The organism is Falsiroseomonas sp. RANM36 (genome assembly GCF_056682175.1).
The window spans coordinates 43169-53649 of the sequence record NZ_JBWXTD010000007.1 but is presented as its reverse complement, the minus strand read 5'-3'; the positions used below and the strand labels follow the sequence as shown (position 1 = coordinate 53649).

Here is a 10481-nt window from a genome sequence, read left to right as displayed (position 1 = left end):
ATCCGTTCCGCGACCGCCCGCTCGGCGCGTTCCAGGCTGAACCGTGCCATGCCGTTGGTCCGCTCGGTGCGGAGGTCGTGCCGCGCGGGGGGGGGGGGGGGGGGGCCCCCCCGCCGCCGCAGCAGGCCGGGCGCGCGACGGCGCACGCGCAGGCCTCCCGGCAGCTCGCCCTCGGCGCGCAGGCCGCGCGCGACGCATGCGCGCATCGCCTCGCGGATGCGCGCGATACCGGCCGAAAGCTCGGCGGGGCTGCGCAGCGCCGTCTCATTGGCGCGCATCAATCCTGCGACCGAGAGGCCCGCCGCGTCAGCGGCCGCCAGCAGTTCGGCGGCATTCGTGAAGGGATGCGGCACCTGCGCTGCATCGCCGCCATCCCCGCCAAGCGGCTGGCCAGCCTCGTCCACGACGAAGCCGCCGCCGACCGAGTAGTAGCTGCGCGACGTGCCGCCGACCGTCAGCCGCAGCGCATTGGGGTGCAAGGGCAGCGTCTCGCGTGGACGGAAGACGATATCGCTGTCGGAATCGAAGCCGATGCGTCGGCCGTTCGGCAGGGTCAGTCGCCGCGTCCGCCGGACCTCCGTTGCGATCGCCGCCGCATCGTCCGGATCGAGCGTGTCGGGTCGCGCGCCGCCGAGGCCCAGGATCACCGCCGTATCGGTGCCGTGCCCCTTGCCGGTCAGGGCAAGCGATCCGAACAGCTCCACACGGATCGCATCGGCCTGCATGTCCAGCGAGGCGGCAAAATGCGCGGCGGCGAGCATCGGCCCGACGGTGTGTGAACTCGACGGCCCGACGCCGATACGGAACAGGTCGAACAGCCCGATCCAGCCCTCGCTCATCGCGCGGCTACCACGACGAGGCGGCAACAGACCCCGCCGAGCGCAATCGAGGACAGGCCGAGCGCGGGCAAGCTCCGCACCGCGATCCCGACGGCCGGCAGGATGAGCGGGACTTCCATCCCGCAACGCTCCACGCCGCGCCCGCGGCGGTCAAGCGGCGCGGCGGGCTACCGCTTGGCGGTCCCAAGCATCATCACGGGGCTGGCAGGCATCGGCCATCGGCTGGCGGAGGCGCAACGGCGCGTGAGTGCCTCGCGCTACGAGGCCAGGCCGGCGGCAAGCCCGGTCCACCGCCTTCGCCAGTGCAGGGGCCACTCGCGCCGGAAGCCCTCGCCCGCGCCGCGCCTTGACCGCCGCGCGACCCCGTTCCTAGCGTGACGGGAGCAGCCTTGGCGCGGACCGGTCGGCCCATGCCAGCGAGATGTCCCGGGGAGCCCATGGCCACGCACCGCTTCCATCCCACACGATACTTCAACGCGATCGGCATCGCCGAACCCTGCCTGCGCGTCGCTGATGGCGACACCGTGATCACCGACACGGTCGATGCATCCGGCCTCGACGCGCGGGAGGTGACCGTCGCCAGCCGGCCGAACCCGATGACGGGCCCGTTCTTCATCGAGGGCGCCGAGCCCGGGGACACGCTCGCGGTGCGGATCGGCCGGCTGACACCGAGCCGGGCGACCGGCTGGACCTATTCGCCGCTCGCCCTGACGGTGCTTGACCCGGCCGCGATCCTCGACCGGCCACCGCAGCAGCGCGTTGTCTGGGATATCGACCGCGAGGCCGGGACGGTGCGGCTGCAGGACACGGTGAAGGGGCTCGAGGATTTCGCGCCGCCCCTCCAGCCGATGATCGGCTGCTTCGGGGTCGCGCCGGCGGGCGGGCAGGCGCTGTCCACCGCGACCAGCGCGCAGCATGGCGGCAACATGGACTACCGCCTGTTCGCACCCGGCACGACGGCCTGGTTTCCCGTCGCGGTGCCCGGCGCGCTCTTCTATCTCGGCGACGGGCATGCCTGCCAGGGCGACGGGGAGATCGTCGGGACCGGCATCGAGACATCCTTCGAGATGGAGGTGACCTTCCGTGTCCTGAAGCGGACGATCACCTGGCCGCGCGGCGAGACGGCCGACGACATCTTCGCCGTCGGCAATGCCCGGCCGCTGGACCAGGCGCTGCAGCACGCGACGACAGAGATGTCGCGCTGGCTCGGCGAGGACTACGGCCTGGATGCCCGCGCCGCCAGCCACCTGATGGGCCAGGTCGTCCGCTACGATGTCGGCAATGTCTTCAACCCCGCCTTCACGGTTGCCTGCCGCATCGCCAAGCGCTGGCTCGCGAAGCGGTAGGACCGACGTCGCGCCGCGCGCCGCCGGATGTTCGGGGGCGCTCAGGCCGCGATGAAGATGCCCTGGGCTGCGCCATCACGTGGATCATGCGGAATGGCGGTCGCTGCCATCAAACGCGGATCCATGTCTCCGAGAAGGCCAGCATCGCCGTCGAGATGCGATGCCCCGCGATCTCCCGCGGGACCGGTGCACCCGGGCGCCGACGCTCGTTCACGGTGACCGTAGCGGCGTCGCAGCCGACGAACAGGCTCGGCATGTGGTGGCGGCCGGTGGCGGATTGCTCGGGCGGCAACGCAAAGCAGAACGGCTTGCCCAGCCCGGACCACTCCAGCACCACCGTCAGGTCACCAGCCCGCACGGTCTCGCTGTAGCGGCTGATGGCATCGCCGCCTGATGTCACGCTGTCGAGGCTTCGGTATTCGAGCCCTCTTAGGCCCGGCAGCGCTCGCCACGCGCCGAAATGGGCCACGTAGTCGGATACGAGCCAGCGTGCGAGCGGTTCGTTGTCGGTCAGGCAAAGGTTTGCACGGTCAGCGGCTGGCGCCGCCTCCTGCGGCGACAGCATGAGCACCAGCGCATGCCCGCGCCCATGCGGGGAGAGCACCACGCGAAAGAACGAGGCGAGGGTCGTGAAGGGGCCATCCGGCGCTTCCTTGAGAGAGATGCCAGGGTTCTCTCCGGACCATTCCACGGTGCCGGGAAAGACGAGCGTCTCAGCCATGCGTCGGTCCTCCGCTGCTTGTCCTCCCGAACCGTGCGCTGCGAACCGCGTCAGATCAATGGCCCCCATGTACCTCGGCGGGACGTGCTCGATGTCGCGCACCAATTGGACTTCTGTCGTGCCGCCCGCACGGGTCGCGCCGATGCGGCCTCGTTCGTTGAGTGAGACCGTGACGCGCGCGCAGGAGCCGAACTCTAGGTGTCTAGTCCCGGCATTTGGTGGTGCGGGTTACGGGTGAAGCGGTGCTCGACGCCGTGGTCCCGGCATCGCATATCGAACATGTGGGTCATGTAGCGGGCGGTAGGGCCGTCGGCGTATCGGGGCGCGAAGCGGAACTGGATGCCGTTGTCGGTGAGCACGGTGTGGATCCGGTACGGCACGGCGGCGACGAGGGCCTCGAGGAAGGCGGATGCCGTGACGCGCGTTGCGCTCTGGACCAACTGAGCGAAGGCGAACTTGCTGGTACGGTCGATGGCAACGAAGAGGTAGAGCTTGCCTTCGGCGGTCTGCACCTCGGCAATGTCGATGTGGGCGACGCGTGCCCCGCCAAAGGTTCAAGGGGCATGCCGAGCGCTGATTGGATAAGCCTTGGACGCCTTCTTGGTGGCCTTGTCGCCCTCGACGTCGGGCAAGCGGGAGATCCCGTGGCGCTGCAGGCAGCGGTGCAGCGAGGAGCGGGTCAGCTGCGGGATCGTCGCCTGCAAGGCGTAGAGGCAGTCATCCAGCGGCAGCAGCGTGCGCCGGCGGAATGCCACGATGATGGCTTCCTGCTCGGCGGACAGGATGGTTGAGCGCGGCTCCTTCGGGCCGGTGGGCTGGTCGGCCACCAAGGAGCGCCTGCGCCACCTGGCGATGGTCTTCGGGTTGACGCCGAAGCGGCGTGCCAGGTCCCTCAGGCTCGCTTGACTATGCTGGATCGCGCGACGGACCGCCTCTGTCGAGCGGGCGCTCCCGTGAAGAACCTGGCCCATAGCGCGTCCTTCCATGCCGGCGAAAAGACTGCACCACCAAACCCTGGGATCAAACACATGCGGTGCTGGGGCGTCACTCGGCGGGCTGCGTTCAGGCCAATGCGATGCATTCGATTTCGAGGTCGAATTCCATCGGCCAGGAAGCCACCGGCACGAAGGTGCGGGACGGCGGGTCCTTCGGGAAGAACTCGGCATACACCGCGTTGATCGCGCCATAGAACCCGGCATTGGCGGCGTAGATGCGCACCATGACCGCACGGTCGAGCGGGGAGCCCGCGGCCGCGAGGCAATGCGCGACCGCCTTCAGGGACGCCGCGGTCTGCACAGCGATATCGCCCTTCACCAGCGCTCCTGTCGTCAGATCGAGCGGGGGCGTGCCGGAGACGAAGACCATCCCGTTGGCCCGGGTCACCAGCGAGAGAGGCACGCCCAACCGGCGGATGGCGGCCGAAAGGACGGGAACCTCGATGACTTCCTTCACGGCCATCCTCCGATGCGCACGGCCAGCGATGAACCAGCATTCCCCGATGGGTATTGGTTCCGCCCTCCAGACGGACAGCGAACCAAGCGGCCGGCATGCAACGCGCGGCGCGGTGTTCCTTGCTGATCGGGTGTACCTGCCCTTCGTCGGCGGCGGGATCGGCTCCGCCCCCGCGGCTCTCCGACCCGAGCCAGCGCTGCGGGCATGGTGGCGGCTTCGAGACGTTCCGCAAGGGCTAACGGCGCTCCGCCGCGTGCATCGCCCGAGACTTTCATGTCCCGGTTCCCACCGCCGCTCCAGTCGGCCTCCTCACAATCTTTTCCTCACGGCCGAGACGCCGCGCCGAAGCGCAGGTTCGGGACGGCTTTCGGCCGCGCCCTTGATGGTGCGATTTCAGAACGAAACCCGGATCGGTCGTGTTCGGCCATGGCTCTGGCTTCGGGTTGGATGGGCGAGAGGTGGCCCGGGGCAGAGCGGCGTATGGTCGGGTTGCAGAACCCCTCGATGAAGGCGAACACCGTCATCCGCGCCTCTGCACTGGAGCGGACCCTGGAGCAGACGCTGCGCCGATCCGGCGGTTCGCACTCAAGGGTGAACGTCCCGACGCGCCGCCGGAGCGCCGGCGGCCTGGCGTCAGCCATGCGCATCCTGAGTGCCGGTCGTGATGATCAGGTTGCCGGCATCGTCGCGACGCAACGACTGGCCGGGATGCAGGACGGTCGTCGTGTCCATCTGTTCGAGGATCGCGGGACCGGTGAGTGTGGCGCCGCGCGACAGCAGCGCGCGGTCATGGATCGGACAGTCGGTCCAGCCGCCGGCCTCGGCGAACCACACCGGGCGGGTGCCGACCAGCGCATCGCGTCCCGCACCGGCCATGCCGGCGGATGAGGGCGGCCGCGCGACGGCGACGTTCAGGCTGAGCCGGGCCGTGACCGCCTGGACGGCGGCGCCGGTCGCGTAGCCATAGACACGTGCGTGCTCCTGCGCGAAGGCGGCCGCGAGCGCCGCCGGCAGCGCCTCGGGGGGCAGGTCGGGCACCGGCACGGTCAGCTCGTGACTCTGTCCCTGGTAGCGCATGTCGAGCGCGCGCAGGCGGCGCGCTGCGGTGCCGCGCGCGGCCTCGGCGGCCAGCCAGCGATCGGCCTCGGCATCCAGCGCCGCGAAAGCCTGCATCAGCGCCACCGTGGAGGTCGCCCCCAGCGGCAGCAGGCAGGTGCGGCTGAAATCGGTGCGGCCATCGGCGACCAGCAGCCCGAGCGCGCAAAGCAGGCCCGGCCCAGGCGGCACGATCACCGTGCGGATGCCGAGCTCCGCCGCCAGCGCCTGCGACAGCAGCGGTCCGCCGCCGCCGAAGGAGGCCAGCGCGAAGCGGCGCGGATCATGGCCCTGCTCGACCGAGATCAGGCGCACGGCGCGCAGCATGTTCTCGTTGAGGATCGTCAGGATGGCCGCGGCCGCCTCCTCCACCGTCATGCCAAGGGGCTCCGCGACATGCGTCGCGATCGCCGCCTCCGCCAGGTCGCGTCGGATCGGCATGCGGCCGCCGAGCAGGCGTTCGGGATGCAGCCGGCCGAGCACGACATTCGCATCCGTCACCGTCGGGCGCGTGCCGCCGCGGCCGTAGCAGGCGGGGCCCGGATGCGCGCCCGCGCTCTGCGGGCCGACCTGCAGGAAGCCGCCGGCATCCACCCAGGCGATGGAACCGCCGCCGGCGCCGACCGAGTGCACGTCGAGCATCGGGAAGCGCACCGGCCAGCCGCCGAACTCCTTCTCGCGCGCGATGGCGGGCCGGCCATCCTCCACCAGGCAGACATCGAGCGAGGTGCCGCCGACGTCGAAAGTGATGATATCGCGGAAGCCCGCGGCGACGCAGGCATGGATCGCGCCCGTCACGCCCGCCGCCGGCCCCGAGGCCAGCGTCCGCACCGGCTTCTCTCCCGCCTCGCGCGGCGAGGCGACGCCGCCATTGGATTGCAGGATGTGCGGCGCGCAGCCCAGGCCGAGTTCCGCGCAGCGCGCCTGCAGCCGGTCGAGGTAGCGGCTCATCACCGGTCCGAGGCCGGCGTTCAGCACCGTGGTGGACAGCCGCTCATATTCGCGGAACTCGGCCAGGATCTCGTGCGAGGGACAGATGAAGACGCCCGGCAGCGCCTCCGCGAGCCAGGCGGCGACCTGCTGTTCGTGCGATGGGTCGAGATAGGAATGCAGGAAGCAGATCGCGACCGCCTCCACCTGCGCCGCACGCAGCGCGGTGATGGCGGGTGCGAGGTCCTCGCGGCGCGGCGCCACCGGCGCGCGCTGCATCAGGAACAGGCGCTCCGGGATCTCGAAGCGAAGGCGCCGCGGCACGGGCGGGCGGGGCTTCGGGATGCGGATGTTGTAGTTGTGCGGCTGGCGCTGGCGGCGGATCTCCAGCGTGTCGCGAAAACCTTCGGTGGTGACGAGGCCGGTGCGCGCGGTGCGGCCCTGGATCATCGCGTTGGTCGCGACGGTGGTGCCGTGGCCGAACCATCCGACGCGCTCGGCCGCGACGCCCGCCAGGCGCAGCAGCTCCGCGATGCCCTCCCCCATCGCGCGCGACGGGTCGTCGGGCGTCGAGGGCACCTTGTGCGTCGCCATCGCGCCGTCCGACAGGCGGATCAGCACCAGGTCCGTGAAGGTGCCGCCGACATCCACGCCGAGCGCGTATCGGTCGCTCATCCGCGCGATCCGTCGCGCAGCGCAGCGGTCTCGGCGGCGTCCAGCCCGCCGCCGCGGATCGCGACGCGATACAGGCTGCGCGCCGCCGCCGTGCTCACCTTGCCGTCCAGCACGTCCGCCAGCACCGCTTCCGGGTCGCGCAGCGCCGCGTCGCCGAAGCCGGCGCCGGAGGAGGTCTCGATGCGCACGACCTCGCCGGTCGCGATCGGCAGGTCGGAGAAGCTGGCGGGCAGCGTCTCCGCGTCCTGGAGGCCGGGCCGCAGCACGAAGCGGCCGCGCGTGCCGTCATGGCCGCGGTCATGCCCGCGCGGCGCGGCCACCTGGCGCAGCGCGCGGCCCACCAGGCGCCCGTCCTGCGCGAAGACCTGCACGTCGCGCCGCGTGCCGAGCCCGCCGCGAAACCTTCCCGCGCCGCCGGAATCCTCGATGAGCTCGTAGCGCAGCACGGCAAGCGGGAACTCGTGCTCCGCCGCCTCGACCGGCAGGTTGGCTGCGCCCGAGATGTGCACGCGCACCGCATCCTTGCCGTCCTGGTCGTGCTGCGCGCCGGCCGCGCCGGCATAGGTCTCGTAGTCCACGAAGTAGCGCCCGCTGCGCGGATCCACGCCCGAGAAGGTCATGGCGGAAAGCGGCCCGCACCCAGCCATGACGCGCTCCGGCACGGCCTGCGCGAAGGCGCCGAAGATCAGGTCGCCGACGACATTCCCGAGCGAGGAGCGGTCCCCGACCGCGGCGGGCGGCGTCGCGTTCAGCAGGCTGCCCGGCGGGGCGATCACCTCGATGGGCCGGAAGGTGCCGGCATTGGGCGGCAGGTCCGGGTCCACGAGCGCCTTCACCGCGTAGTAGACGCAGGAGAGCGTCGCGCCGAGCACCATGTTCCGCGCCCCGCGCATCTGCGGGTCGGTGCCCGTGAAGTCGAAGCGCAGCGTGTCGCCCGCCGCCGTCACGGTCACGCAGGCGCGCAGCGAGGCGGCGGCGAGCCCGTCATTGTCGATGATCTCCATGTTGCTCCAGCTGCCGCGCGGCAGCGCGGCGATGGCGGCGCGCGCCCGCGCCTCGCCATGCGCCAGGATCGCGTCGAAAGCGGCCAGCGTGGCGTCCCGCCCGAAGCGGGCCACCAGTTCCTCCATCCGCCGCACGCCGGTCGCGTTGGTCGCCACCTGCGCCTTGAGGTCGCCTTCGCGTTCGCGCGGGGTGCGGCTGTTGAGCAGCACGATCTCCACGATGTCCTGCAGCACCGCGCCGCCCTGCACCAGGCGAACGGGCGGCAGGCGCAAGCCTTCCTGGAAGATGGAGGTGCAGTCGGCGCTTTCGCTGCCGGGCACGCGGCCGCCCACATCCGAATGGTGGGCGATGTTGCAGACGAAGGCGATCACTTCGCCCTCGGCGAAGACCGGCGTGGCGATGGTGAGGTCCGGCAGGTGGGAGCCGCCGCCATTGTAGGGGTCGTTCGCAAGGATGCCGTCGCCTGGCCGCAGCGTCTCCAGCGGAAAGCGGCGAGTCACATGCTCCACCAGCCCGAGCAGGGAGGAGAGGTGCAGCGGCGCGATGGCGGTCAGCGCCAGCAACTGCCCCTTCGCGTCGAAGATGCCCACCGAGCAGTCGCGCCGTTCCTTGATGTTTGGCGAATAGGCGGTCCGCACCAGCGTCGCCATCATCTCCTCGGCCGCGGCCTGCAGGCGATGCGCCACGATCTCCACCGCCATGCGGTCGCCGGCGATGCCGGGTGCCATGTGCGAGATCCCTTGCTGTGCCGCGGTCAGGCCGTCTCTTCCTCGATCACGTCAGGCGTGATGAGATTGTAGAGCCGCGCACGCCAGCGGTTGAACGCGTCGCTCAGGATGTCGCGCGGGCGCGGCAGGTCCATCTCGATGACCTCCTTGATGCGACCCGGGCCCGGACTCATCACCACCAGGCGGTCCGCCAGGAACAGCGCTTCCTCGATGTTGTGCGTGACGAAGATCACCGTCTTGCGGGTGCGCTGCACCAGCGAGAGGAAGTCGCCCTGCAGGCGCCGCCGCGTGTGCTCGTCGAGGCCGGTGAAGGGCTCGTCCGCCAGCAGGAGCTCGGGGTCGTTCGCGAGCGTGCGGATGATCGCCGCACGGTGCCGCATGCCGCCCGAAAGCTGATAGGGGCGATGGTTGCGGAAATCATAGAGCTTCACCATGCGCAGCAATTCGGTGGCGCGCGCCTCCGCCGCGCGCCGATCCTCGCCGCGGACCTCGGGGCCGAACATTACGTTCTCCCAGACGGACAGCCACGGGAACAGGTTGGGATCCTGGAAGATCACGCCGCGCCGCGGATCCGGGCCGCTCACCGCCTCGCCCTTCACCAGCAGCGAGCCCGAGGTCGGCTTCTCGAAGCCGGCGATCATGTTCAGCAACGTTGTCTTGCCGCATCCCGAAGGGCCGATCAGCAGCGTGATCTGTCCCTCGCGGATGTCCACGTCCACGCCGGCGAGCGCGGTCGTCGTCTGGCCGGAGGCCCCGGTGTACCGCTTGACCAGCCCGCGCCCCTCGACGAAGGCCATCAGAGCCGGTTCCCCGCAATGTCCTGCGCCCAGGCCAGCTTGCGGCGCCCGATCAGCACGATCACGCGGTCCGACAGGAAGCCGAAGATGCCGAGCATCAGCATCCCGCCCAGCACGATGTCCATGCGCATGAACTCGTAGCCGCGCCAGAGGATGTAGCCGAAGCCGCCCGAGACCGCGAACATCTCGGCCAGGATCATCAGCGTCCAGGCATAGGCGATGCCGAGGCGGAGCCCGCCGAAGATGTGCGGCAAGGCGCCGGGCAGCACCACGCGCCAGAGGATCTGTGCCGGAGAGGCGCCGAGCATCGCCGCAGCGCGCTTCCAGTCGCGCCCGACCAGCTTCACCCCGGTCACCACCTGCACATAGACCTGCAGGAACACGCCGTAGATCACCAGGAACAGCGCGGACGCGTTGGTCAGGCCGAAGAAGATGATGGCGAAGGGCAGCAGCGCGGTGCGCGGCATCGGCCGCAGCAATTGCACGGTCGGGTCGAAGAAGCGCTCCGCCGTGCGGCTCCAGCCGACCCAGACGCCGAGGGCGACCGCCGCCGCCGCGCCTATCACGAAGCCGACCAGCGCACGATAGGCCGAGCCCATGGCATCCGCCGCCCAGGTGCCGGAGAAATAGGCCGGGCGGCCGCGCGCCCAATCCGCGTTCATCCATTCGCCGATGGTGCGCACCACCTCCCACGGGCTCGGCAGCAGCACGCGCGGCATCACCTCGAACACATACATGCCGGTCCAGGCGACGAGGATGCCGAGCGGCAGCACGAAGGCCAGCGGGTCCAGCGCACCCAGCGCGCGCCGGAACCAGGAAGGACGCCCCCGCCCCCCCGCCCGCCCCCGCGGGCCGCCCGCCCCCGCCCCCCCCCCCCCCGGCCAAAACACAAA

At 70.7% G+C, this 10481-nt stretch carries 8 protein-coding genes and 1 pseudogene; 1 reads left to right on the top strand and 8 read right to left on the bottom strand.

The window, feature by feature from the left end; all coding sequences use genetic code 11:
• A partial coding sequence (locus AC1MIR_RS24440; protein WP_480030781.1) for a serine dehydratase beta chain occupies positions 1-839 on the bottom strand: 839 nt, incomplete at its 3' end.
• Positions 840-1276: 437 nt separating this feature from the next.
• On the opposite strand from AC1MIR_RS24440, the gene AC1MIR_RS24435 reads away from it, so the two are divergent.
• Positions 1277-2185: an acetamidase/formamidase family protein gene (locus tag AC1MIR_RS24435; RefSeq protein ID WP_480030780.1), complete on the top strand. Its 909-nt coding sequence runs from the start codon at positions 1277-1279 to the stop codon at positions 2183-2185.
• A gap of 109 nt (positions 2186-2294) precedes the next feature.
• Here AC1MIR_RS24435 and AC1MIR_RS24430 read toward each other — a convergent pair whose 3' ends face one another.
• The 7 genes and pseudogenes from AC1MIR_RS24430 to AC1MIR_RS24400 all read right to left on the bottom strand — a co-directional run.
• Entirely contained in the window at positions 2295-2906 is a 612-nt protein-coding gene (locus AC1MIR_RS24430) for a hypothetical protein (RefSeq protein ID WP_480030779.1), read from the bottom strand.
• Between the two features lie 221 nt (positions 2907-3127).
• Positions 3128-3877 (bottom strand): annotated as a pseudogene (locus AC1MIR_RS24425) (DDE-type integrase/transposase/recombinase); the annotation flags it as partial.
• 91 nt (positions 3878-3968) lie between these two features.
• Positions 3969-4358: a RidA family protein gene (locus AC1MIR_RS24420; RefSeq protein WP_480030778.1), complete on the bottom strand. Its 390-nt coding sequence runs from the start codon at positions 4356-4358 to the stop codon at positions 3969-3971.
• A 633-nt stretch (positions 4359-4991) separates the two neighbouring features.
• Positions 4992-7058, bottom strand: coding sequence for a hydantoinase/oxoprolinase family protein (locus tag AC1MIR_RS24415; RefSeq protein ID WP_480030777.1), 2067 nt, complete (start codon positions 7056-7058; stop codon positions 4992-4994).
• Positions 7055-8791 carry a hydantoinase B/oxoprolinase family protein gene (locus AC1MIR_RS24410; protein WP_480030776.1) on the bottom strand — a complete coding sequence of 579 codons (1737 nt, stop codon included), beginning with the start codon at positions 8789-8791 and terminating at the stop codon, positions 7055-7057. The genes AC1MIR_RS24415 and AC1MIR_RS24410 overlap by 4 nt, the downstream gene beginning before the upstream one ends.
• Positions 8792-8817: 26 nt before the next feature.
• Positions 8818-9588 (bottom strand): ABC transporter ATP-binding protein, encoded by a 771-nt coding sequence (locus tag AC1MIR_RS24405; protein WP_480030775.1) that lies wholly within the window; start codon positions 9586-9588, stop codon positions 8818-8820.
• Positions 9588-10481: ABC transporter permease (locus tag AC1MIR_RS24400; protein WP_480030774.1), on the bottom strand; the 894-nt coding region annotated here is incomplete at its 5' end. The genes AC1MIR_RS24405 and AC1MIR_RS24400, both read right to left, overlap by 1 nt.